Origin of the sequence: Paenibacillus sp. FSL H7-0735, from assembly GCF_038008505.1 — a bacterium.
In the GTDB taxonomy this organism is placed as follows: Bacteria; Bacillota; Bacilli; order Paenibacillales; family Paenibacillaceae; genus Paenibacillus_AQ; species Paenibacillus_AQ odorifer.
Genome location: NZ_JBBOZH010000001.1, coordinates 4,187,933 through 4,212,332, shown reverse-complemented (window position 1 = coordinate 4,212,332; position 24,400 = coordinate 4,187,933). Strand labels below are relative to the sequence as shown.

Here is a 24,400-nt window from a genome sequence, read left to right as displayed (position 1 = left end):
ACATAGGAGTGTGGGTTAAAATGAAAGCGGAAATATTAAAATCAACAAATCTTTATAGTAATTTTTATAAATTAAAAATTAATACTGAACAAGAATACATATATGGGAGAAGTGAGTTTCCCTTTGAAACAAGTCGTTTTTATAATTTTACGAATCTCTTTGAACAAACACACCCGACATATGGTAAACAACTTCACTTTGCTGATTATGAACAGCTTGAAGAGGTGTCAGACGCAGTGAAATTTTTAAGCGATAATATTAAAGGTATTGGTAAAAAGAAAGCTGAAACAATCGTAGTAGCCCTTGGTGATAATGCTGATAGATTATTATTAGATAATGTGGAATTGATTGAGGAAGTCAAATTATCTTCAAAGGAAAAGGAAGCAGTTAAAACCTACTTCCTTTCAAATAAACTTAATAAAGAAGTAGCATTTAAATTAAAAGATTTAGGTTTAACAATAAACGAAGCCTTTAATTATATTAATAAGTTATATGAAGTGTGTTCTGACGAAGAAGAGAAAATGTTAATGGATCCTGTGGGTAGAGTTAAGAAAAACCCCTACTGTTTAATGGGAGTCATATCAAACATAGGTTATATGAAATGTAGCCTCATAGCCAATAAAGTAGGAATGTCAAAAAGTCACCCTATAAGAGTTGAAGAAACGCTATTGTATGTTCTTAGAGAAGCCGAACAAAATGGTCATAGCTGTTTATCCCTTTATGAAGCAATGATTCAAGCTACTATATTATTAGGAATTCCTTCAATCGAATTAGAATCAATTCTAATGGAAACAAAATTTAATAATGAAGTAAGTAAAATAAATACCAGATGGGAACTTGAAGAAACAGACGTTTATTTAGTTAGAAACCATTGGATTGAAAAAGGAACGGCAAATCTACTTTATAGAATTGCGACTGAACCAGCAAACAATTTTCCAATTAGTGAAGATAAAATACATAGCAATAATATTATTCTGAATAATCTCCAAGAAGAAGCCGTTAATATGGTTTTTGAAAATAAGATTTCTATATTAAGTGGTGGTCCAGGAACAGGTAAAACAACTTCTCTTCGTGAAATTATAAGACAAGCAAAACTTAGGGGTATGGAAGTTAAATTATGTGCTCCAACAGGTATGGCGGCTAAAAAAATGAAACAATCAACAGGTGAAAAGGCTACTACAAATCATAAGATACTTGAAGTCGATATGAGTAGAGGGTATCAAAGGTTCCTGCGTAATCAGGATAACTTTATTGAGGCTGATTTACTTGTAATGGACGAAACGAGTATGACAGATATGTTTATGTTTTATAACTTCATTAAAGCCGTTAATCCTAAGACCAGACTTCTTATTGTGGGTGATCCAGACCAATTAGAATCAGTTCAGGCAGGTAAGGTGCTTGAAGACCTTATAATTTCTAAAGCCTTTAAACACATTCATTTAGAACAGATTTATCGCCAAGAGGGTAATAGTAGCATTGTTGAAAATGCTCACAGAATAAATAATATGAAGTCTTTAATGAACAAGCCTGAGCCTGGCTTCTTAGACGATTGGCACTATTACGAATATTTCACAAGAAATTCTATATCGGGAAAAATACTGAAATTAATTACTGACGCAGTTGAGCTGTACAACTCTGGTCAGAGCGATATAAATCCAATGACCGACTATCAGGTATTATTACCACGAAGACAAGGAGAGGTTGGTGAGATTGTTGTAGAGCAATTTAATGCTCGACTCCAAACAGTTCTTAATCCTGCAAATCCTAAAAAAACAGAATTAAAGTTTAAGAAAGATATTTTTAGAATAGGCGACAAAGTAATGCATAAAACCAACGACCCAGAAAAGGAACTCTCTAATGGCGATATTGGTTATATTACTTCAATTGATACAACTAATAGAATAATTGCTGTTACATATACTGAAATTGAATTAGAAGGTTCTGAATCTAAAAAAGAAATAAAATACATAGAAGACGAAATTGAAAGTATTGTTTTAGCTTATTGCTTCACTACACATAAGAGTCAAGGTTCTGAGTTCCCTTATGTAATAGTTCCATTGGTTAAAGGTAAAGACGAGTATATGCTCCTTAAAAAACTCGTTTATACAGCTATTACAAGGGCTAAGAAGGGCTTTTGCTTTGTTGGAGACATAAATATACTATCTAACACCTTATACGCAAGAGAAGAAGAACCACGTAAGACTAACCTTAGCAAATTTATAAAGGAAAAGTTCGGAATTATAGAAAATGTTATTGAAGAAGAAAAAGTAGTTGTGTTTGAAGAGTATAAGGAACAGAAAGAAAATTCATTACTAAGTGAGTTAATGAATTTAGACTTCCAATGGAATGCGTAATCGTTTAGGGTGCTAAAAAGCACTCTTTTTTATTGTTTTGGAATGGATTTAAGTGAAATTTTGATTAAATTAATTTTACATATAAAATTATAAAGCAATGAAAATATTAATTTATGGAGTGATGAAAATGTTAGTATATGTGGTTCTTTGTGATTATGGATATAACAATAATGTAATTGAAGGTATTTTTTCTAATGAAATAGATGCAAATAATTTTATGTTATTGTCAATGAAAAAGGAAAAAGATAGTTATGATCAGGTTAATGGTGAAAATAGCGATTATCGTCAAGAGTTTTTAAAGAACTTAGAAAACAGTTATACCATAGAAGATTGGAATGTAAAGTTATGAAATTAACAATAAATGAAATTGAAAAAAAGGTTAGAGCAATTCAAAAGATAATGAGGTTAGAGAATTACCAGATCGAGATAAAGGTAATAAAAGACGAAAATTGTTTTGCCAGAGTTGAGACTAATGTTAAACGGAATATAGCTACAATTGAATTCAATATAGTTTTGCTTAGTAAGTATAATGAACAAGAATTAATTGACACTATATTTCACGAATTACTGCACATACATAAGCAAGAAGAACAGGATTTTGTTTATCAATTAATTGAGAAGTTAGATAGTAAGGCTTCTGCTGAAATTATAAGAGAATTTTACACTACTATGGATGAAAAATATACAGATACACTCGCAAGGATATTGACTGCTTTGTATCAGGGGGATCATAAATAATATAAGAACACTTGAACAGTTTCAACAAGAAATAATAAACTTTGCTGAATCAGGGAAATGTCCGAATAAACAGCTCGTATATAGTATGGCAGAGCAGGTGTGGGATAACCCCAAGAAGTTAAAGGTCATTTTGAGAAAATTGGAATACTGGAACGAACACAAGAAGTTTGGAAGTATGTTAAATGAAAAAGAATGAAAGAGATAAAGAATAACCATAAAAAGAGGTTATTATTTTTTATTTAAAAATATAAAATTACAAAAATTTATTGACTAATGATAAAAAATAAAATAGAATGAAAAAGTGAATTAAATACATAAATTAAAGGGTGAATAAAAATGTCAAAAAAATATGGATGGATTAAAGAAGATAGTGAATATAAAATGGTTAATTTCATAATGAGTGAAGTTAAGAATGGGATTGGATTTCAATTTGAATACAAAGGTAAATTATACTCTCTCCTTGGTTTTACACTTAGTTGTACTAATGATTCGATAAATTTAGAGCAAAATGAACCGACCGTATATGATTGGGATACAGGAGATTTAAATGAAGAATTAAGCGAAATTTCTGACCATATTTTTGAGGATTTAGTTTGCTCTCATTTTTACCGCAGAACACACGCCTGGTTCTTTTTTAAGGCAGCAGAAGAGTTTGGCTTACACAATAGATACGAAGATTATGACGAAGACAACGAGAATCAACTAGGAGGGGAATATGTTAAACGAAGAAAATTATGAAGAAGCAGTTGTTTATTTAGAAGAAGAAAAAGAACTTTGTGAAAGGTATCTGCGAATTATAGACGTGGAAGAAACGCAAAAAGAAGAAGTTTCAGATGAGGATAATTATTTCGATTATTTGATAGCACACGATCCAAGCTATGCACGAAAATATTATGAAGGTCGTTTAGAAGAAATAGCTACGGCATTATACTGTTTGAAGAGAATAAAAGAAAATTGACAAAGAGCAGAAATGCTCTTTTTAATTAAGCAAAATTTGAAAAAAATAACTTCTATATTAAAATTATGATAAGAAAACATTTTAACAATAGGAGTGATTAAAATGGCAGAGTATCAAAATAATGAAATTATAAAAGTGTATCGTGATAAAAAGATTATTTTTAGTTTAGCTGACTTAATGACCAATAAGTTAAATCCGAAGCAATACAAAATCAATTTAAGGCTTATTCCTCTGAATGTAGATAATAAAGCCAATAAAGAAGGAAACCTTGATCATTATCTTGATGTTCTTGTAATGAAGCGTGTGTGCTTCCACATACTGAACGGTTCGTTAAATAGGCTCTTTAATAAGACAGAAGACATTAGAGGTAAGAAAATCCCTTGTTATAAGGATATGAAGGGAACTATCACGAACGGTCACGTACTATCACGTATCTTCACCTTGTCTTATGACGATAAAGGGAATCTGAATTTTAAGTTAAGCGAACACAGTGGTAAGCAAACCGATCAGGGAGCGATTACACCGACTTCTGGACCCATTAGGCAAGCGTATATTGCACTTACACCTGAAGAAGCCGAGTTGGTCGCAATTGGCGTTCAAGATTATATGAATCAAAAAGAAATAATTCAATTTAAACAATACCATATGAAAACAATAACCCATACTGCCAACAACCAAAGAAAGATTAACCAAATAACGCTTGGAGCATACGAGGGAGCCTAACGGCTTCCTGGTTTGTTATTAATGAGACTTATAGCACTAGATGGTGCAACACGCACTGGTTATTCGATATGGGACATAAGAAGCGAGAGGGTGGTTTTAGAACAGTATGGTGCAATTCAGTTAAAAGTTAAGAAACAAGAACCAAAGGATTATATAAGGATTCAGGATATGGATAATTTTTTAGATTTAATTATCAAGCAAAGTGATTTTATTATTTTTGAAGATGTATTTGGTGGATTGAACTTTAATACCACTAAGTTTCTTATAAAAATGCAACATTTCTTACAATCTTACTTTATCAGGAACAGGATAGACTTTGCGGATCCAATACCTGTGAGTGAGTGGAAAGGAGCAGTTGCTCAAAAAGAAAAGAAGAAACGAAATGGTGTAATAGAACCAGCAACACCAGCGACAGGCATTAAGGCATTATTCGGAGTTAGTGAAGTTGATAAGGAAACAAGTATTAGCATAGTTAAAGGGCTTTTAAACAGTTTTGAGGACATAGACGACAATATGAGCGACAGTATTCTAATGGCTATTTATTACATAAGATTCGTGTTGAAGATTGAATTAGAAATAGATTTTAGTCAGGCAAAACAAATAAATTATGGAGTGGATAAGAAATGAATTTAATAAAGAAATGGAATAGGTTAAAGAATTTTGAGCATTTAGAACTTGAGTTATTCTTTAAGATAATGAATTTAAAAACACGTGAGATTTTATTTAATGAAGAAATAGAAGAATTTAATGAAATAAAAGAAGAATTTCATAAATTTATGGAAAACAATCTTTCGGACTTGCAAGAAATTTTATCGATATTCGAACAATCATATGATATTAAGGACGAAGCAGTAGTTAATCAACTTAAAAAAGCAATAAAAACAATAGGTGATATACATAGTAATAGTTAATTACGATTATGAACCATCAATAGAAATTTATGGGAATTTAGAGAAAGCTAAAGAACAATATGATTTTTACTTAACCTTTGTGAGTTCGACTGTGTATCTTACAGAAGTTAAAGAGGAAGGTAATAATAATGATTAACGAAATCCAACAAAAAATAAACGAATTAAAAATAGACAAGCTTATTAACGTTCAGACGAAGATAGAAGACGGTGTTTGTGTCCAATACGCTTGCGACAGTTGCCCATTTAGAATGGATTGCTTACAGGACTATGATTTGAAGGAAATACCAACATTAAGAACGCTTACGAAAATAAAAGCAATATAAATTACCCCCTGTTATGATGCAGGGGGTTCTACTGTTTGGATAGCTTTAATGTAGAGGACATTTTTTATTATTTTTGAAGTAGATTTGTCGTACCTTTATTGTTAAGTCTATTAACTTTCCATTCACCATTAACTTTAACAAAAGAAGTATCAAAAACAATCTTCATATGAACCTCTAAGTATTTTTCTGGTTCAACTTTGTTAAAATCAACTGCATATCTTTTAGCAATCCTAGTAACAAGGGCAGTAGCTTCGAATCCTTTGACAGTTATATTACTTACGCTATCTATAGAATACTCCATATCATAATTATCAAAATTAGTTTGTAGCTGCTCCTTTGTTTCAGTAGGTTTATAGGTAATACGTAATACGCCATCAGCATCCTTATTATTTAGATAATCAATATGTGTTTGGATTACTTCTCTTATTTGTTCTTCATCTGTTTTAATATTTGGTGTTACAGGTTTAGTGTTCGTGGCAGTATCAGAAGTAGTGACAGCATTAGAATTAGCGCCAGCGCCTGATTGTGTCTGTATGGTAATTGATTGGCTTTTTTGTTCCCAAGTAAGAGATACATTTAAATTCTCACTAACAAAACGCAAAGGGACAAAAGTAGCACCTCCAACAATTAGAACTGGTGATTCTAAGGACTGAACAGAATCATTAATTTTTACTTGCTTATCATCAACTTTCAAAATGATGATTTTATCGTCTTTTGTAATAGTAACTACTTTATTCTTCTGATCCCATTGAACACCAGCATTTAATTGCTCCGATATAAAGCGTAAAGGTACATAAGTAGAATTATCCTTGATAAAAGGTGACTGTAATAATTGAGCGCTTTGAGTTTCATTAATCACTACTGTTTTACTACCAATTTCTAATTTTAATTTTAAGGAATTACTAGATGCTGAAACTGAATAAGTGGTGAGGGTAGAAAAGGTTAATGGAATTAACATTGCTTTAATAAGTATCTTTCTCATAATACACCTCTATGTACTTTATTTAGGCTAATTGTAGCACGATTTTTGTGGGATTTCTGTGTTTTTAATAATCGAGTTATAATTTAGAGTATATAAAAATAAACCATATAGGAGTGGTGCAAAATGTTTGAATTACAATTTATGAATAAGAAAGAAGAAATATTAACTAATGAAGTAATAGAGTATATTAATGAAAATGGAAAAGATATTAAGGTGATTTGTATAAACACCTCGTTTTTCGCAGATAAAGCCGCCGCTAACGAAAGTGTAGAAAAGATTCAAAGACAGTCAGAAGTGTATGATATTTCAATTCTTTCAAGTGACCGAGAAAATACTTCAAGGTATGATACCTATGGGAAGCCAGTAATTATTTATATTGAAGTTGAAAACCGTTTAGTTGATATACCATTTAACTTTATTATCGAACCTCTATAATGTTTAGGCTTACCAGATGGTGAGCCTTTTTTGATCTTTTAAAGTTCCGATATAGAATTAAATAAATGGAAAAAAGGAGGAGACTTTATGTTAGAGAGAGATGGTTTTTATAATATTGAAATGAATGAAATAATGAGTAAGTTTTTTAAAGTGATTGAACGAAAGAATGAACGCCTCTTTGAAGGTTATTATGCAATTAAAAAAGTTGAAGAATTTTTAGATAATAAAAATATAGAGATTATTACGGTTTATCTGAATAAAGATTATGCGAGTCTGATTGAAATTTCTACTAATATGAATATTAAAAAAGAATTGAAAAAGTTACTGAAAGAGAAGTTGTATTGTAATCATAACAATAAACAAGGTGATTTAACTTTTATGTATATTATTTTATATAGAGATAATTGTGGATTAAAGTATTTTTGTTTAGATAAAAACATCCATTGAATTTGGATGTTTTTTTAATATGGTATAATATTAAGAGTAAGTTAAATGCATAAAATAAGTGCATTTGACAAGAATTAAAAAAATACTATAATTATATAAGAAGTAAAAATATTAAATTATAAAAACAAAAAAATTAAAAAAGAACATAGGAGTGTGTTGAAAATGGAATCAATGAAATCAATCAAATTAACAAGTTATGCAGGTGTTGTGAAGTCGTTGGTATTAACAAAAGGAATTGATAAAGTAAAGTCAATATTAGTTGATAGTGAAGATAGAATAGAAGAGATAATTAACCTCTGTGACCAATTAGGTATTAAACCAAGTATTTATGTTGAACCAAACGGTGAGACAGTTATTTCAGAAGAAATTTATATTAATGGCTACACTACGCAATGGGAATATGACACACAATTAGAAAATGACGAAGTAGAATCAGATGCAACGGAAATACCATATGAAGAATTAAGTTTTGAAGAAAAAAGATTATTTGCATATGGATACAATGATTTTCTAGAAGAGTAACAAACTAAGGATTATCCTCATAAGGGATGATCCTAATATAAAGTTAATAATAATAGGTTGTTTAATGAAAAAAAAGGAGAGATTACAATGAAAAACTTATTACTTAAATTTATTTGGAGGTATTACATTAATGGATATAACAACACAGGATAAAATAGAAGATATAGAAAAAATATTGAAGAAATTTGAATACGTTGTAATGCAGTACGCTCGAAACATCTCAGATTCTGCTGATATCATTCAAGAAGCTAGAATTGAATTACATAAGAAGGATTGGAATAAAAAGTATGAAGATGCATATTTCTATATCTTATTAAAAGGAATTACATTAAATTATAATAATCGCAGAGTAAATCGTGAGTATTATTACTTATTAAGTGAGACAGGATATGAAAGTGTAACTAGAAAGAATAATAAACCTTACATAGATAATTCAGAGATAATTAATCAGTTGGAGTTAAATATTAGTTATTTGCAGTATATTAATCCTGATTTTATCAATGAAATAAAGAATCGAGTGAAAAGTAAAAAGAAATCAGACTTTAATAGTGATCGTGCCTTTATAATATATTATTTAAATGTAATTTTGGGTTATAACCTTTCTTTTATAGCTAAAACAATTGAAGTTAATGAGAAGACAGCAAGGCGTAATCGTATGGAAATTGAGAATACGATTGCAGAAATACTCGAAGAACAGTTTGGGATTGATTACATTAATCAAATTGAATTAAAAGTAAAAGAAAAGTGGGAAATCATTGATGGATTGATTGAAAAGGAAGACGAAACTGATAACAAAGTTATAAAGAAAAATATCCAAGGTTACAGAAAGAAATTAGAAGAAGAAAATGTGTGTCGTATAGAATTTGAACGTCTTGCCTTCTTTATTAGGAGGTTTGGCGAGTATGAGGCAGTATAATAATTATTTTGATCACTCTAAGGAAATGTCTGACCAGGCGTGGGATTATTATTATAAAACGAAAGATATTGTAACTGAGAACACTAAAACGAAAAATTCTTTTAAGAATTATTTTTCAAGACTAAGTGAATTGGTAGCTGAAAGTTATTTTAAGCAATTAGGGCATAGCATTATTGATAAAGAGGTTATAGGTAAAGGGAATCCTTACGATTTTGATTTATGTATAAATGAATCTAAGAAGAAGGTAGAAGTTAAATGTATTGAATTTAGAAGTAAGTGTAATCCAGCAGCTAACTGGAATTTCCCGATTCCTATGAAGGGTTGGAATAAAATGTACGACTTCTATAAATACGAACAAACCGTTGATTTGATAATTTTAACTGGTTTCAATAACCGGTATGAAGATAAAGACAAAGGGAAAATTATTATTTATGGTTGTATTACACCTGAAGAATATCTTAATTTAGTTGATTTACATCAAAATTATAAGAATGAAGATAAAAGAGCATTTTATTATGGATTTGGATATAATCTAGGTTCAGAACGTTTTCCTTTATTTTCAGAAGAAAAGGGATATTGTTGTAAATTAGATTGTTTATATCCGCTTGATACATATATGGAGAGATTAAAATTATAAAATGTGTCCGTTTTTTCATTCTGAGTTTGATTATTATATAGAGAAACAATTAAATCACGCGAACAAAATATGTGCATATTAATATAATAATCTTTTAAGAGAATAACACAGGTTGAAATATTATGCCTATTAATAATAAAGACATAAAACCGTTCTTTAGCTAGATAAATAAAAAGATTGTTCTAAAAGATTAAAGTCTTCTTTTAAGCAATTTCTTTTATTGAGCAAAGAAAGGTTTTTGTTTTTAATTGACTCTTAAAATTCATTCCTAGACATTTAAGTAGATTAGGAGTGCAAACATATTCGGTCATACCCATCAAAGGCACCAGAGGGCATACCAGAGCGTCAAGCAACGTGATACAAAACCAAGCCCCCTGCGCACCGCCCTTAAATCAGCACATCGAAATAGATGGTATGAATTCCTCTCCAGTTCTGGTACCATCGAGCTAGAAAATTGGAGGGGATGTAAAATGCTAAATTTCAGTGAATTAGAGAAAAAAGTATTGAAAGAAATTTTTAAAATGAAAATTAATGAGACGATGTTTTTTAATGAAAAAGGATTAGTAAGGAATAAAAAAATAATAATTAAACAAAACGAATTAGAGGAACTGGATAGAATGGAAATGGAATATATTAAAGGTATGGTTAAACGGATTAATGAAGGAAAGTTAGTAATAGCATAGGAAAATAAGAAAGAGGGCTTGCGCCCTCTCTTTTTGTTGTTCTAATTTACTTCTTAACTTCTTCTTTTTTGTCAGTCTCTTTCTTACTTTCTTCTTTCTTAACTTCTTCTTTTTTATCTGCTTCTTCTTTCTTTCCGTCCAACTCTTCAATGTGAAGCTTTTCCTGAAGCGGTGGTTGGGCAATTATTAGACCGTCTTTGTCAATTTCAACTGAAACAGAGCCTACTCCGTTCTCTAAATCAAATTCAATACTTCGGAAAAATGGAGTCGCCGTTACATAAAAGGTGTTTGTCTTTTCAATGACATTAACCTTAATTGCTCTTACATCCACTTCACCTTTTTCGTTCTTGTTTGTATCCAATACCTTAATTGCAATTTTATTGCTCTTTTTATCAAAGCCGATCATAACATATTTCTCTTGTGTAATTTCTTTTAGAACAGTTAATGCGCGGTTGAATGATATTCTACCTGACTTTGCAATGTTTATACTTGGTGATTTATTTACACTGCGAGTAGTTGCTTTACTAAAATCGAAAAATTCAAATGTCATAATATTCACTCTCCGTTTTTCTGAGTTTTTAACTTTAATGATAATATAAAGTATTACCAAATAAAACTCAAGTTAAAATTATAAAATTATAAATGGAGTGTTTTAAATGAATAATATTAATGAATCGGATATTTTATTATTTATCGTGCGATATAATGAAGCATTAGCAGAGTATAAGAAGAAACAAGAAGAAAACTTAGGTGAGAAGTTCTATATGATTGGGTTGGATAAGGACGCAAAAGAATTGCAGAATACATTTTTGGAATTATGGAATGCATTTGCAGATTTTTATTGTTACAGTAAGGATTTAGCGGATTCACTTTTTAAGAAAGTATTAAATAAATCATTTGAAGAAATAGACGATGTATTTACCAAGATAATTGTTGATATTAGATTAGGCGAAAAAATTGAATCAGGATTTTATGACGATTAACCTCCATTGGAGGTTTTTTTATTTTATAGGTAGGTGAAAGAAATATGAAATTAAATATATTAGGAACTGAATATACACTTGAACAATTAGAGGAGATAACAGGAAATAAGAAGAGGGATTTTGATATTCAAGAATTATTAAAAATGAAGCCAAAGCAAATTAATCAATTACTCAAAGAAGAATTAAATGTGATTCCTGGTGCGAAGTGGTCAAAAGACTATAAGGTTGCTGTCGCTCTATTTGGATTCAAAGGTAAATGTAATGGATTCAAGGAGAAGCAAATAGAAGGCTTTTCTGGCTTCTGTAAGGGTAAGCCTAGTAAAGACATTAAGGGAAACTGTAATGGACGCTGTATAAGCCATTCTGGGCGCTCTGATAAGAAGAAACCCAATGGACGTAAGCAAGGTGATCCAGAACTGAAAGGAAATACAATAGCTGCTGTTCATATGGGAGCAAGCCGAAGACGTAAAGCATTAAAAGAGGAAATTAAAGCTTCATTCTTCAAAAAGGATTTGTCCGACTTAGATAACCAAATCATACGATTAGACGACCAGATAGCCTCTCAAATGGCTCTGATTGAGGATATGGAGGTGACAGGTCTATATGGCTTGGATGAAATTGAATTTGTACCAAGTTATAACCGATTTGGTGAAATTGATATAGACGAAGATAAGCAAAAGGCAATTAAAGAAAAGAAGAAACAAATCTCATTAATGGATTTATCAATGGCGAGAAAGGAATTAACCTCCCTTGAAACATTGAGACTAAAATTAATTGAGATGAAGGAATTGAAACTAAATGAAGATAAAGACGGTAAGGGTGGAAACGTAATTATTCAGTTCAGTAATAATACAAATAATGCAATGGATATTTTTAATGTTGATAAGAAGTTCTTACCTCCATCAGATAAAAATGAAGATGAAGGTGAAGAATAATGGAAATAAAAAAAACTCCAAGTGGAATCATACACACGATACGAATAAATGGAAAGCCAATTGAGTTATATGATAAACAATATGATTTTGTAACAAGTCAATCTCCAAACACATTATTTAACGGAGGTATAGGTACAGGTAAATCAGTAGGGTTAGTTGTTCCTCCAGTTTTAGGTTCGCTAATTTATCCAGGCAGTCGTTATCTCCTTGGAAGTCCGACTTTAAAAATGGCAAAGGGAGCAACTTTACAAAAATTCTTGGAAATAGTAAGTGAATATAATATTCCTTATGATTATTTAGAGAGCAAATATCAAATTATTATTTACTCTAAATCAGAGAAGTTTGGAAAGTATAAAGAAAGCACAACCTTCTTTACTGGTCTTGATAATTATGACCGAGTAAGAGGTTGGGAGTATAATATGGCAGGAATCGATGAAATTAATTACCTTCAAACGAAAGCCAACCCCAATCGGGGAAAAGAAGCGATGAATGTTGTAAATGGACGCTTGAGGTATCAGGACCCTGCTACTAAGGAGAAGTTTTTTCCAAGTAAATTGTATATCGCTTCTTCTCCAAGAGGAAAGAATTGGTTATACGGGGATTTTTATAAAAACCCCTTAATGAGTAATAGAATGATTCACGCTACCAGTTATGAGAATCCTTTTTTAGATAGACAATACTTATATAATTTAGAACAACAGTACAAAGGTAACGCATATGCACAAGAATTATTGGGACAATTCACTTCTTATGAAGGAATGATTTTTGATATTTGGAAACCAGATATACATACTGTTAGCCAAGAGGTAATAAATAAAAAAATAAGAGAAAAATCTATAACTCACTTTGCCATAGGAAAAGATTGGGGATATGACCCTGATCCGGGAGTGACATTAATTTTTGGTATTGAATTTATTCAAGGTCAAGCTAATTATTATTTGATTGAAGAGGTTTATGAAACAAAAATACATACCGTAAATCATAGTGGTGGAAGAGATTGGATTAAGATTGATAGAGACTTATTGAGAAAATATAAATCAATGGGTTTGGCTTATTTAGGAATGTATGCAGATAAGTCACAGAAGAGTTATAGAGAGCAATATGAGGACGCTGGATTCTTTCTCGAAGATGTAGATAACGGTATAGAAGCTGGTGTTAGAACGCTTCACTCCTTTTTAGGAGCAGGGCGTTTTTTTATTTGCTCAAATTGCACAAATACAATTAAAGAGTTAGACCTTTATCAACGTATGCCTAACGGACAAATACTTGATGCTTGGAACCACTCCATTGATAGCTGTCGTTATGTCATTCATAGTCGTGAAAAATTAAATATTCAACATTTATTAAAAAATAAATAAGACAGGTGAAGTAAAATGAAATCAGTAATTGAATTTATAATAAAATATAGTGAATTACCACAAGATTTTTTTGGAGATAGGGATAAACATTTGAGTGAATTAGACACCTTGAAGAGATTATACGAAGGCGACCATTTAAGTGTTTTCCAACACGAATTAAAAGACATTTATAAAGAGCATTATGTAATTGATAATATCCTTCGAGATGGAACAAAAATAAAATTAGACATTATGAGGAAAGCAAAAATAATTGTACATTCCTTAAAACGTAAGGATAAGATAATGAAATGGAATAAGAAAAATAAATTAAGAAAACAATTAGCATCGGCATTTGAACACTCTATGGTGTTTAAAAATTCCTATTTTTATTTACAACTTGCTCCTAACTTAAAAAATCCAAATGAATTCGAATTTAAGCTGAGACAAGCACACCCAACCAATGTATTTTGTATAAAAAGCGAAGAATATGTAAATGACATTGATTATGTTTATTGCGTTAATGAATCAGACGATAAAGAGCAGATTGAAATGATATTACATTCTCCAATAGATTGTGTGAAATTACTCTATGTAAAAGATAATGGGAAGTATGTACTTACTAATCAAGATATGTATATGACTCTTATAAATAAATACATTACTTATCAAGACAATGATTTTTCAGACGAGTCATTTTTTTATGATCAAGATACTGGTTATCTTAATCATCAGAAAGGTGACTTTTTCTTTTGGAATGTACAGAACGAATCAACTAATAATTTTATTTCTGTTTCCGATTACACTAAGAATATAATTACAAAGGTAAGTCGATTAAATAAATTAGCGACTGTCGAAGAGAAGACTATTCTTGATTTTGCTAATCCACATCACTTTTTAGATAGAGGAACGATTCAATTACTTGCAAGAGAAGCTGAATTTATGATAGATGGAATTAAGGAATTGAGTTTAGAAGGTAAAAAATTCTTACCAACTTCCGGGGAAAACTTCAAATTAGAAAAATTAACTGTTGATTCATTTATTACAGAGTTAATGGAGAGAAAAGAGAAGTTAAAAGACGAGATATTAAATGCTATGGGAATTGATTCAGGGCTATTTAGGGAGAAGCAAGCATCGGGTAATATCCAATCAGGTAAAGCATTAGAAATGGAAAATTATAAAACCTTATCCAATGTAGAAGCTAAGTTAAGTAACTATGTAGAATTCTTGCAGGATTTATACCGCACAATGGAATTCCTGGAACTAAAAAACGGAAAAAATATTGAAGTGGATGAAGAAGCGTTAGAAGATGTAGAAGTGGAATTTGAAATCACTCTATTTAAGGATAAAGAAGAAGAAATAAAATTAGAGCAATTGAAGGTTGAACTGGAACAGAAAAAGGCTGATTTAGGCTTAATTAAGTCTAAGCGTACAATGACCAAAGAGATTGAAGGTTCAACGGACGAAGAGTTAGACGTTGAGGCTCAGTTAGTCCAGGACGAACAGGACGCCGATCTACCAATCCGCAATGAGTTTGGTGAAGGATTTACTACTGAGGATACAGGAGAGGAACCAGAGGGCGTTACAGAGGCACCATACGAACAATCACAAGAGCTGGTGGGTAATCAGGGCTTACTTGATAAAATCATTCAAGCAATCAAAAATGTATTCAAAGGCAGCTCCAATTAAGGGGCTGTCTTTATTTTTAGGAGTTGATTTTAATGGCTAAAAAGAAGAAAGAAACAGAAGCAGAACGTCTTGACCGTTTAATAAATAAACACTTGGATAAAAAGCTTATAAATGCACTGAATAAAGTAAATAAGCAGATAAGTAAAGAAGTAGAACAAGCATTATTCGAAATAGTAAAACAAAAGAGTAAAAACCCATCACTTGCGTTAAGTGAAATTGAACATTATAAAACGATAAATAAAAAGGTGAATAAGATATTTCAAAACTATTTAGATTCACAGCAGTTATCAATACAAGATTTATTTATAGAGGTATATCAACAAGGAATAGATGATGTTGATCAACAATTAATTTTACAAAATGCCCCTTCTTCTATGAGTGCTACTGTTCAATTTGCAAAACCTAATCTTCATTTAGTTCAGGCGACTTTAAATGAAGTGAATACCTATTTAAAAAGAGCATCAGAAGGAATACCACCTCAAATAAAAGCTACTATTAATAAATTGGTGAATGATAAGGTAATAAAGCAATCTATATCAGGTCAATCGCTTAACAGAGCTGTTAAAGAAATGGTAAAGGAAATAGAGGATAAGGGCATTAAAATGGTAACGACTTCTAAACGTAGATACGATATTAAAACCTATTCTCGTATGATTTTGCGAACGGAGTCACGCTATATGCACACACAAGCCGTTAAGCAGCGTACAGAGGAGCTTGGGTATCTTTATGTACGTATTAGTTCGCACCCTAATCCAAGTAAAGCTTGTGAGCCTTATGAAGGAAAAATATATTATGTTGGAAAGAATCCCAAAGATAATTTTCTTAATAAAACTCATTTAGACGATGTAACTGGTGTTAAAAAGTTATTCCATCCAAATTGCAAACACGTAAGCGTAGTATATCCTGCAAGACCGCCAAGAAATAAATAATTATTTTTATCGAGCTAAAGAAAACGGTTTTTGAATGTTTGTTTACTATATAAGCACAAATTAAGTGCCTGTGAATTTTTAAAAGGATTATTAATTATATAGGCACAAAATTTGGACACGTGAAAATGTGTCCGTTTTTTTCGCTTTATTTTGATTATTATATAGAACTACAATTTAGGAGGTATTAGAAGAATGGAAGAAGATCAATTATTAGATGAACAACAAGAAAAAAATATAGATGAAGAAGAGAAAGAGATTGAAAAAGTTTTTGAAGAAATAAAAGAAGAAAAACAGCCAAAGAAAACGGTGAAGGAAGAAATTTCTGAATTCTTTGGTGAGTTATTTGGAACTAAAAAAAAGGAAGAGGTTAAAGAAGAACCAAAAACAGAATTATCAGAAGAAGATTTATTTGCTAAATTAGGTTTAAATAAAGACGACTTAGAATACATAAAAAACAAAAGAGAAGAAGAAGCGCAAAAAGAAATTGGAATTTATGTTGAATCTAAATTGAAGGAAAAGCCTTATAAATTACCTTCAACCAAGTTTCAAAGCAAAGAAGAATTTGATAATACAATTAAGTTAATTGAATCTGTACTTGAAATAAATAATTTCATTAAGAAATCAGATGTAAAACCAAAAATTGATACCGGCTCCAATAAAGGTGAAACAAAAGTGAATTGGGAAGAGGAATATAACGCACTTATTAGACAAGGTAAATACACTGCTGCCCAAGAGTTAATGAGAAAATATAAGTAATGAACCGACCAGACCAGTAGGGTCTTTTTTTATTACCCGAAAGTTTAAAAGAAGGTATGTCGTTAAAACTCACATTCTAAAAAATTAAGAATTTATATTTTGGAGGTAATTGCAAATGTTAGTAAATGGGAAAAACTTTGATTCCACGACTTATACACAAGAAGTCAGTGAAAGATTAAAAACTATCGGTGAAAATGAAACACTTTTATTTAACGAAATAGCAAGTAATGGTATTAAAGAAACTGATGAAAAAACAATAGAAGTAAGCGTTAATGATTTATCTCAATTGAGTGGTGATTATAATGACGTTTATGAAGGAAATGCTGATTTATCAAATAAACAAACTGTATTACCTGACACTTTTGAAAATCCATTTCAAGAGTTCGTAATTCCATATGGTTACACGTTTAAGTCTGCAACAGGTCGTCAGGTAGTTAATCCAGACAAACAAAAAGACCAAGCAATTTTACGTGCGGTTAAATCCATAGAGCATTTCACCTTCAACGGAAGAAAAGACCAATCTAAGCCAAAGAGTGATAAGTTCCAAGGTATCCTGGCACACTCCCAAAGTGGCGGTAACATTATTACGCTTGGTGAAACTAATGTGGATGGAGATGGAAAAGTAACTGTTATAAATGGAAAACTAACAGACGTATCTATTTATGAAGCATTACAAAAAATCGATGAAGATGGCGGTTTAGGTAACGATATGGTTATGCTTTGTTCTAATAATGTTGCGAAGGTTCTCACTTTCGTATTAAAACACGGAAGAGACGTTTTAGATCCGGCTACACACCAAGCTAAATTTAAATTATTTGAAACAGATTTATGTGATATTAGACGTATTCGTGGTGGTAAATTACTTGCTGGTTACAACGGCATAATTATCCTACCAAAAGAAGAAATCTTCTACCAAATGCAAAAGACTAAGTTAGAAGTCGAAGGTGTGGTATTAGGTGAAGGTTATTTCTTAGACGTATTAAAAGGAATTGATAATACTGAAATCAACAAATTCATATACACAAAAATGAGTTTAGACTTACCACTTGCTTCAAGAATGGCTGTAATCAATAACATCGATACAAATTTAAATAATTATAGCAATATCTAATCGAAGGCTAGTGACAACTAGCCTTTATTTAATTTTATGGAGGTAATCTATTATGCAAATGAAATATAAATCAAAAATCAATCTAGATATGAAGATTAATGGTGTAGAGTATAAAATCACTCGTGGAGATAATGTGACGGATGACGCAAATTTAATGAATTTAATAGAATCTGGTTTGTATGAAGCAATTACTTATGACGAAAAAGATTATATTAAACAATTAAAAGAAGAAGCAGAAGCACTTAGAAGTAAGAAGACAAAATAATAAGTAGGTGATAGCTATGTTAGTAGTAGGGATAAACAGCTATGTAACCATAGAAGAAATAAAAAGTCTTTGTCTTGAAAAGGAGATATTATCCTTGCAAGATGAAGATTTGATTTTTTTAGCTAAAAAAGCCTTTGATTGGTTGGAAAACATTTATACAGTATTCAGGTATCCCAAATACGATAAGAACCAATCAGCTAATTTTCCTTTGAGTGTGAATGGCAGCTCTGTACCTTTGAAGGTTAAGAAAGCCCAAGTGATAGCAATGAACATCGTGAATGAAATGGAAAATATGGATAGCATTTTTGTGTCTGGTAAAACAGTCGGTCAAATTAGTGAGAACTACCAATTAACAGGAAAATCAAATATTAAAATAAACGATTCTCATAATCAAATTGTTAATTATTTATCAGATTATATGGTGAATTTCTTATGTTAAATGGATATCCAATAACAATTGAAAGAATAACAGAGGAAAGTGAAATGGGGGATACTATGGTACAAACTATTACGCTTAATAACTGTTTTATTCAGAATATCCAAAATAATCAGAATGGATCTACGCTCACTATATTTTCATTAACTCACGAATTAAAAGACGGAGACAGAGTTTTATACAAAGGAAAATGGTATCCAATCAATAATATTGAAGACGCATTTCATAATGGATTTGGAAGTTATGTTGGGGTATTGAAATGACAATGTTTAATTTCAACCTAAATCTCCAACCTCTTATAAGAAATATTAACGTATTGCCACAACATATTATTGAAGCTCTAATTCAAGAAGCGCAGGACTGGGCGTTTGACGCTCAATACGAAATGATTCAAATAACGCCGCTTGACACAGGGCAGCTACGACAATCCATTAATGTTGAATTTAATGGAGGTAATCAAATCTCTATTACCAGCAGCGCTCTTACTGCAAATATCACTTGGCAACAAGTCGTGCGTGATGGATATATTGAGATAATTTTCTCCTCTCATTTGATTTATGCGAATTACATTCACGAAGGGATAAATCCCAAAACAGGATTACCGCTTAACTTTCAAGTTGGGGAAGATCATTACATCACAAAGATAATTGAACGCCAAAAACAAGATTTATTCGATAGACTAAAAAGAGTTATATAGTAGGTGATTTTATGAAGTTTCAAGTAACAGATATTAGAACAATTCTATATACAAAAGGGTTTGATAATACAATTCCGATAATGTTTAAACCTTACGATGAAACATTTGAGGGGGTTTATATCAAATTAGGAGAAACAATAAGTAAAAACGATAAGAAAAGAACAAAAGAAGTTCAGGTTCAGTTTGTAGTGAGATATTACAATAACCATCAAAAGGTGAGTGACGTTTCAGATTCCATTTTAGAATTATTGGAATACGATCAAATTCAAGGTTTAGAACTTCCAAAATATACTGTTCTATCTTTTTTACATAGATACACTTCCGACTATTTATTAGCGGAAAACAAGTATGGTATTTACTCTGTAAATGCCATTTTGACATACACATATTAATAATAATTTATGAGGTGATACATATGTTTTTAGATTTTGAAATTAGTTTAGTAAAATCATTTGATCAAACAGCATTAACAATTGAAAAGGATATAATTGATCCTAATGATTTATCCCCTGAAGGTTATAGTATTAATGGTACTGATGAAACTTTATCTCGTGATACATTTGCTAAAAAAGGAGCAAATGAATATCAAATGGATAGAACGTATGAAGGTAGTCTTAAACTTGCCCCAAAAACATACGATGTTTTATCAAAATTCGGTAAAGCACATAGAGAAACAGATGCAAATGGAGTAACTACTGATGCATATAAAAGGTATCGTGATTTGAAAACTTTAACAGAGCCTCTGTTATTTTCTCCAAAGGCACCAAATTTAAAATATAGATTATGGTTGAAAGTTATAGCTAATGGTGGAGTAAATGATTTTAATGCTTCTTCACAAGATTATTTTAAAGCGGAAGTACCTTTGAAGTTTTTTTCGGTAACTTATGAAAACAAAGATATATTTTGGATTGAAGCAGATACATTGGAGAAGGTTTTAACGAAATGGAAAGATGTAATAGATAAAACTGGTGAAGAATTCTTTCCAGATCCATTAGCCTAATCTTAGGAGGGGAAACCCTCCTTTTTAATTTTTACAAAATAATATATGAGGTGATTATATGTTTTCATTAGATAGTTTAATTAAGTTAGACATTATAGATAAGATTGTAGATGGTAAAAGAGAATGCTTTATAGAAGTGAATGAAGATAAACATTTTAGGTTTGTAAAGAGTTTAGAAGTTGAACAAAGTTTAGAATTATTAGAACAGATTATTGGGAATTTCATTGAAACTGAAAAGTCACCTGATATTCTCCAACAAGTAGTTGATGCAGGAGATAATAAATTAAAAATTGGTTGGATAATCGTGAAGAATAGAGAATTCTTATACGATGCTCTTGCGATATACTTTAATGTTTCAAGAAATGAGTTAGCAGAATTAGATTTATTTGATTTTGTGGATGTTTGCTACACGCTTTATGTGGAGTACAAGGATTTTTTAGCCGAACGTTTTCAAAAAAGGGAGAAGAAAAGAAAGAAGAATCAGAAATAAGTGAAGAGATGAAGGAATTTTATTATAGTATTCCTGAATTATCAAACAAACAGCATTTAATAAATCTGAGACAAACAATTAAGTTGAAATATTATCAGTGCAAAATGCATTATAAAGATGATTTATCAAGAATATCTCTTAAAGAGTTGAACGAAAGATATGATTTTATTCAGTTTGAAAGAATGGATGAAAAACAATATTATTGTGAGAGTTCAGAACAATTTCAAGCGATAACAGAAGGAAAGAAGAAGTTTGTAAGAGAGTTTTGGAATATCGCTCCTACAAGAGATGAAATTTATAATGAAAAGTTAGAAAAGTATCGTAGTCAAGGTTTGTTTATAAAAGAGAAATAACAATCTAACACCGAAGGAGGTGTTTTTTTTATGTCAGCTAACGGTGGTGGGAATAACACTGTTGTCGGTAGTGTATTTATTGATGTAAGTAATGCTATTAGTAGTATTCAAAGATTAGCAAGACAGTTTAGAGGAACGAATCAACAAATGAATAATTTGAATAGAAGTTCTACTCGTACCGCTCAAGGCGTTCAGAATATGTCTAATAGAATGAATCAATTAAATGGTAGGGTTGTTCGTGTTGCAAGTGGTACGCAAATAATGGCTAATCAAATGAATCGGGTAAGAAGTAACGCCAACAACGCAGCTCAAGGTCTTCAAAATGCTAGTCAATCAGCTAATCAGGCTGCGAATAACAATAATCGTTTAACACAAGCTACACGTAATAGTTCAGGACAATTGCAAAACGTTGGTTCAAACGCAAATCGTGCTTCCCAAGGGTTGCGTCAATTAACGAGAGCAAGTAATCAATCTGCTTCTAGTTCAAATCAAGCGGCAAATGGAATAAGCAGTTTTGGAGATAAGTTAAAAAACTTTTCTGATAAAGCGACAGCCGCAAGAGATGCTTATATTAAGTGGGTTGGAGGATTTGCAATTGGCGCAACTGCACTAGCTAAAATGAGTGAGAACAATAATTTGGAATTCGTTAAATACGGAAGACAGCTTGATTTGATTGAAGAAAGAACAAAACAACACCGAGAGAATATGGAAGAGATAAATAGAAGTGGTGTTGGAGAAGACCAAACAAGTATCATAGCCGCTCAGAAACTTATTTATACAGGGAATGAGAGTCATTGGGAGAAAGCGGCTTTAAAGGACCCCAAAGAGACAGAGTTGAAAAATACTACAAAGATGCTTGTTGCAAATGCGGAAGCTATGGGTGTAGATGTTCTTCAATACATAACTGCTGTTGATAGAGGTAAAAAGAATGTTTTAGGAAATGATACTTATGAGAAATCCGCTTCTTGGGTAAATGCAATGCTTAAAGCATTTCCTGATGCAAAAGATGAAATGCTTGAGGGTATTGCTGAATACACAAACGTATTAAAAATTAATGGGATAACAAGAGAAGAGTATATAGACTCTGCAAATTTAGCTAGGGATAATGGAACATTCTCTGCGGCTCAATTCCTTGAAACTATGAAGGAAATGACTGTTCAAAGTACCTTAGATTTAAGTGAGGGAGGAGAATACCATACAGGTATTCAAGCTTTATGGGGCTACAATAAAGCAGATGAAACAGAAAAGAAACAAATAGATGGAAAAATAATTAAATACTTATCTTACCTTCGCTCAATTAAGGACGATGGAAGTAGAAATAAAGAAGCTTTAACATTTTTGGCTTCTGAATACGAGAAAGTTAAAGTTAATAACCCAATGGCAGCACAAGAACTTGGTGTTCTTCTTGCTGGTTCTCAATATGAAGATAACAAAGGATTCTGGGAAGCCCAAATGACTGAATTAGCACACGGTACATTAGGTAAAGGTGTAGTTGTAAATGAGAACTCTGCAAAGCTAAATGAAAAAGCTATAATTGATGGTAAAAAAATAGAAGCAACATTCAGAACAATCAAACAAGAATTAATTAAAAATATAGCTGATCCAATATACAAATTGTTCATAAAGGAAACACTCGATAAAAATGGGAAAGTAATTTCGACTGAATTACAACCAGCAATAAAAGAAGGAATAAAAGTATTAAGTGATTTTCTTTTGAAACTTGGAGAAATTATAACGAAGATATCTGAATTTGCTGATAAAAATCCAGAGGCTTATAGTGCTTTGTTAAAATTGGTAGCTGGTATTGGTGCAATAGTTGTTTTATTACCTAGTTTAGTTAATGTCATAAAAGCTTTATCTACAATTGCTGGATGGCTTGGTATTGGTGGAGCTGCTGGTGGAGCTGGTGGTATAGCACGTATGAGTATCACAACGCTTGCAAAAGGTGGCTTGTGGGGAATATTAATTGCTTCAATTATTGCATTAGTTTATGTTTTAACTCAAAAATGGGATTGGTTCGTAAAAGGTTGGACTGATTTCTTTAATAAAACTGGAATAGCAGATAATCTTACTAAGAATCTAAAAGCCCTTCAAACTGAACTCGATGGTGCTATTGATCGATTCAAGACACTTACCGATTTAAGTAATTTAAAGTCACCAGAAGGTTGGAAAGACCTTGGTAATGCTGCTTGGGAAACTACTGGTATTTATCAAGTCTCAAAGTTCGCTAAGTGGGGATACAATGAGGCTACTGGTAATAACAAAGAGGAACCAAAAACAAAAGTGCAAATGGAGAACAACTTTAATATAGTAGGTCAAACAAAAGAAGAAACTGAATGGACATTTAAAAACGCATTGAATAAGGTTTTCGATTAGAAGCAGATATTATCTGCTTCTTTTATTTTAACAAGAAGGTGATTCAATTGAATGATTATATAAAAATAAGTGACCCTGTATCGGGAAAAGTTTGTCGCTTGAAACCAGACGATTATTCCTCTGAAATGCTCAAACCAGTAGAGAGAAAGGAAGTAATGCTAGACGGAACAATTAAACTAATTCAACCATCAAAACAAGATTATGAATTTACGTTAATCTTTTCTAAAATATTAAGACCTGAATATGAAATGTTGTATGAGTTATGGTCTAAACGTGGAAGGATTTATGATTTTGAAGACGACTTTGAAAACAAAATAAAAGTAATAATTTCTTCACTAAGACAACCTGCCGGACCGCAGGGTTTATATACGGTTCATTTATCATTTATCTATAAACGTTAATAGGGAGGTGGAAAAA

At 31.3% G+C, this 24,400-nt stretch carries 34 protein-coding genes; 32 read left to right on the top strand and 2 right to left on the bottom strand.

Annotated features, from left to right (window positions below; all coding sequences use genetic code 11):
- Positions 1-20 precede the first annotated feature (20 nt).
- The 9 genes from recD2 to NSS82_RS19150 all read left to right on the top strand — a co-directional run bounded on the left by recD2 (position 21) and on the right by NSS82_RS19150 (position 6,007).
- The gene (gene recD2, locus NSS82_RS19190; protein WP_341109884.1) at positions 21-2,354 is read left to right on the top strand and encodes an SF1B family DNA helicase RecD2; all 2,334 of its coding nucleotides are present in this window, start codon (positions 21-23) and stop codon (positions 2,352-2,354) included.
- 127 nt (positions 2,355-2,481) lie between these two features.
- Entirely contained in the window at positions 2,482-2,703 is a 222-nt protein-coding gene (locus NSS82_RS19185; protein ID WP_341109883.1) for a hypothetical protein, read from the top strand.
- Positions 2,700-3,092, top strand: coding sequence for a hypothetical protein (locus NSS82_RS19180; protein WP_341109882.1), 393 nt, complete (start codon positions 2,700-2,702; stop codon positions 3,090-3,092). Before NSS82_RS19185 ends, NSS82_RS19180 begins: the two co-directional genes overlap by 4 nt.
- A 336-nt stretch (positions 3,093-3,428) precedes the next feature.
- Positions 3,429-3,830, top strand: a complete 402-nt coding sequence (locus NSS82_RS19175) for a hypothetical protein (protein WP_341109881.1) — start codon at positions 3,429-3,431, stop codon at positions 3,828-3,830.
- A complete protein-coding gene (locus NSS82_RS19170) occupies positions 3,808-4,050 on the top strand; it encodes a hypothetical protein (protein WP_341109880.1) in 243 nt (80 codons plus the stop codon). Before NSS82_RS19175 ends, NSS82_RS19170 begins: the two co-directional genes overlap by 23 nt.
- 102 nt (positions 4,051-4,152) lie before the next feature.
- Complete coding sequence (locus tag NSS82_RS19165) at positions 4,153-4,773, top strand: hypothetical protein (RefSeq protein WP_341109879.1); 621 nt, start codon at positions 4,153-4,155, stop codon at positions 4,771-4,773.
- Positions 4,774-4,794: 21 nt separating this feature from the next.
- Entirely contained in the window at positions 4,795-5,400 is a 606-nt protein-coding gene (locus NSS82_RS19160) for a hypothetical protein (protein ID WP_341109878.1), read from the top strand.
- Positions 5,397-5,684, top strand: coding sequence for a hypothetical protein (locus tag NSS82_RS19155; RefSeq protein ID WP_341109877.1), 288 nt, complete (start codon positions 5,397-5,399; stop codon positions 5,682-5,684). The genes NSS82_RS19160 and NSS82_RS19155 overlap by 4 nt, the downstream gene beginning before the upstream one ends.
- A gap of 128 nt (positions 5,685-5,812) precedes the next feature.
- Complete coding sequence (locus NSS82_RS19150) at positions 5,813-6,007, top strand: hypothetical protein (protein WP_341109876.1); 195 nt, start codon at positions 5,813-5,815, stop codon at positions 6,005-6,007.
- Between the two features lie 67 nt (positions 6,008-6,074).
- Here NSS82_RS19150 and NSS82_RS19145 read toward each other — a convergent pair whose 3' ends face one another.
- Positions 6,075-6,989 carry a copper amine oxidase N-terminal domain-containing protein gene (locus tag NSS82_RS19145; RefSeq protein WP_341109875.1) on the bottom strand — a complete coding sequence of 305 codons (915 nt, stop codon included), beginning with the start codon at positions 6,987-6,989 and terminating at the stop codon, positions 6,075-6,077.
- A gap of 123 nt (positions 6,990-7,112) precedes the next feature.
- Here NSS82_RS19145 and NSS82_RS19140 point away from each other — a divergent pair, with 123 nt between their 5' ends.
- The 6 genes from NSS82_RS19140 to NSS82_RS19115 all read left to right on the top strand — a co-directional run bounded on the left by NSS82_RS19140 (position 7,113) and on the right by NSS82_RS19115 (position 10,629).
- Positions 7,113-7,424, top strand: coding sequence for a hypothetical protein (locus NSS82_RS19140; protein WP_341109874.1), 312 nt, complete (start codon positions 7,113-7,115; stop codon positions 7,422-7,424).
- Positions 7,425-7,511: 87 nt separating this feature from the next.
- The gene (locus tag NSS82_RS19135; RefSeq protein ID WP_341109873.1) at positions 7,512-7,871 is read left to right on the top strand and encodes a hypothetical protein; all 360 of its coding nucleotides are present in this window, start codon (positions 7,512-7,514) and stop codon (positions 7,869-7,871) included.
- Between the two features lie 162 nt (positions 7,872-8,033).
- Positions 8,034-8,393, top strand: a complete 360-nt coding sequence (locus NSS82_RS19130; RefSeq protein ID WP_341109872.1) for a hypothetical protein — start codon at positions 8,034-8,036, stop codon at positions 8,391-8,393.
- A 130-nt stretch (positions 8,394-8,523) separates the two neighbouring features.
- The gene (locus NSS82_RS19125; protein WP_341109871.1) at positions 8,524-9,309 is read left to right on the top strand and encodes a hypothetical protein; all 786 of its coding nucleotides are present in this window, start codon (positions 8,524-8,526) and stop codon (positions 9,307-9,309) included.
- The gene (locus tag NSS82_RS19120; protein WP_341109870.1) at positions 9,296-9,946 is read left to right on the top strand and encodes a hypothetical protein; all 651 of its coding nucleotides are present in this window, start codon (positions 9,296-9,298) and stop codon (positions 9,944-9,946) included. Before NSS82_RS19125 ends, NSS82_RS19120 begins: the two co-directional genes overlap by 14 nt.
- Positions 9,947-10,416: 470 nt before the next feature.
- The gene (locus NSS82_RS19115; protein ID WP_341109869.1) at positions 10,417-10,629 is read left to right on the top strand and encodes a hypothetical protein; all 213 of its coding nucleotides are present in this window, start codon (positions 10,417-10,419) and stop codon (positions 10,627-10,629) included.
- Between the two features lie 46 nt (positions 10,630-10,675).
- On the opposite strand, the gene NSS82_RS19110 is transcribed toward NSS82_RS19115, so the two are convergent.
- On the bottom strand, positions 10,676-11,179 hold the full coding sequence (locus tag NSS82_RS19110; protein WP_341109868.1) for a hypothetical protein: 504 nt from the start codon (positions 11,177-11,179) through the stop codon (positions 10,676-10,678).
- Between the two features lie 106 nt (positions 11,180-11,285).
- Between NSS82_RS19110 and NSS82_RS19105 the strand changes: the two genes are divergently transcribed.
- The 17 genes from NSS82_RS19105 (at position 11,286) to NSS82_RS19025 (ending at position 24,384) form a co-directional block, all read left to right on the top strand.
- Positions 11,286-11,612 carry a hypothetical protein gene (locus tag NSS82_RS19105; protein ID WP_341109867.1) on the top strand — a complete coding sequence of 109 codons (327 nt, stop codon included), beginning with the start codon at positions 11,286-11,288 and terminating at the stop codon, positions 11,610-11,612.
- 44 nt (positions 11,613-11,656) lie between these two features.
- The gene (locus tag NSS82_RS19100; protein WP_341109866.1) at positions 11,657-12,547 is read left to right on the top strand and encodes a hypothetical protein; all 891 of its coding nucleotides are present in this window, start codon (positions 11,657-11,659) and stop codon (positions 12,545-12,547) included.
- Positions 12,547-13,905 carry a phage terminase large subunit gene (locus NSS82_RS19095; RefSeq protein ID WP_341109865.1) on the top strand — a complete coding sequence of 453 codons (1,359 nt, stop codon included), beginning with the start codon at positions 12,547-12,549 and terminating at the stop codon, positions 13,903-13,905. The genes NSS82_RS19100 and NSS82_RS19095 overlap by 1 nt, the downstream gene beginning before the upstream one ends.
- 15 nt (positions 13,906-13,920) lie before the next feature.
- Positions 13,921-15,570 (top strand): hypothetical protein, encoded by a 1,650-nt coding sequence (locus NSS82_RS19090; protein WP_341109864.1) that lies wholly within the window; start codon positions 13,921-13,923, stop codon positions 15,568-15,570.
- Between the two features lie 32 nt (positions 15,571-15,602).
- Positions 15,603-16,499 carry a phage minor capsid protein gene (locus NSS82_RS19085; RefSeq protein WP_341109863.1) on the top strand — a complete coding sequence of 299 codons (897 nt, stop codon included), beginning with the start codon at positions 15,603-15,605 and terminating at the stop codon, positions 16,497-16,499.
- Between the two features lie 192 nt (positions 16,500-16,691).
- Positions 16,692-17,255 carry a hypothetical protein gene (locus tag NSS82_RS19080; protein WP_341109862.1) on the top strand — a complete coding sequence of 188 codons (564 nt, stop codon included), beginning with the start codon at positions 16,692-16,694 and terminating at the stop codon, positions 17,253-17,255.
- 115 nt (positions 17,256-17,370) lie between these two features.
- The gene (locus NSS82_RS19075) at positions 17,371-18,366 is read left to right on the top strand and encodes a hypothetical protein (RefSeq protein ID WP_341109861.1); all 996 of its coding nucleotides are present in this window, start codon (positions 17,371-17,373) and stop codon (positions 18,364-18,366) included.
- A 52-nt stretch (positions 18,367-18,418) separates the two neighbouring features.
- Entirely contained in the window at positions 18,419-18,631 is a 213-nt protein-coding gene (locus NSS82_RS19070; protein ID WP_341109860.1) for a hypothetical protein, read from the top strand.
- Between the two features lie 16 nt (positions 18,632-18,647).
- Positions 18,648-19,070, top strand: a complete 423-nt coding sequence (locus tag NSS82_RS19065; protein WP_341109859.1) for a DnaT-like ssDNA-binding protein — start codon at positions 18,648-18,650, stop codon at positions 19,068-19,070.
- The gene (locus NSS82_RS19060; protein WP_341109858.1) at positions 19,064-19,330 is read left to right on the top strand and encodes a hypothetical protein; all 267 of its coding nucleotides are present in this window, start codon (positions 19,064-19,066) and stop codon (positions 19,328-19,330) included. The genes NSS82_RS19065 and NSS82_RS19060 overlap by 7 nt, the downstream gene beginning before the upstream one ends.
- Positions 19,327-19,764: an HK97 gp10 family phage protein gene (locus tag NSS82_RS19055; RefSeq protein ID WP_341109857.1), complete on the top strand. Its 438-nt coding sequence runs from the start codon at positions 19,327-19,329 to the stop codon at positions 19,762-19,764. The genes NSS82_RS19060 and NSS82_RS19055 overlap by 4 nt, the downstream gene beginning before the upstream one ends.
- 11 nt (positions 19,765-19,775) lie before the next feature.
- On the top strand, positions 19,776-20,156 hold the full coding sequence (locus tag NSS82_RS19050) for a hypothetical protein (RefSeq protein ID WP_341109856.1): 381 nt from the start codon (positions 19,776-19,778) through the stop codon (positions 20,154-20,156).
- A 23-nt stretch (positions 20,157-20,179) separates the two neighbouring features.
- Complete coding sequence (locus NSS82_RS19045) at positions 20,180-20,764, top strand: hypothetical protein (protein WP_341109855.1); 585 nt, start codon at positions 20,180-20,182, stop codon at positions 20,762-20,764.
- A 58-nt stretch (positions 20,765-20,822) separates the two neighbouring features.
- On the top strand, positions 20,823-21,254 hold the full coding sequence (locus NSS82_RS19040) for a hypothetical protein (RefSeq protein ID WP_341109854.1): 432 nt from the start codon (positions 20,823-20,825) through the stop codon (positions 21,252-21,254).
- Positions 21,255-21,262: 8 nt separating this feature from the next.
- Complete coding sequence (locus NSS82_RS19035) at positions 21,263-21,607, top strand: hypothetical protein (RefSeq protein ID WP_341109853.1); 345 nt, start codon at positions 21,263-21,265, stop codon at positions 21,605-21,607.
- Between the two features lie 30 nt (positions 21,608-21,637).
- The gene (locus NSS82_RS19030) at positions 21,638-23,983 is read left to right on the top strand and encodes a hypothetical protein (protein WP_341109852.1); all 2,346 of its coding nucleotides are present in this window, start codon (positions 21,638-21,640) and stop codon (positions 23,981-23,983) included.
- A 38-nt stretch (positions 23,984-24,021) separates the two neighbouring features.
- A complete protein-coding gene (locus NSS82_RS19025) occupies positions 24,022-24,384 on the top strand; it encodes a hypothetical protein (RefSeq protein WP_341109851.1) in 363 nt (120 codons plus the stop codon).
- The last annotated feature ends 16 nt before the right edge of the window (positions 24,385-24,400 follow it).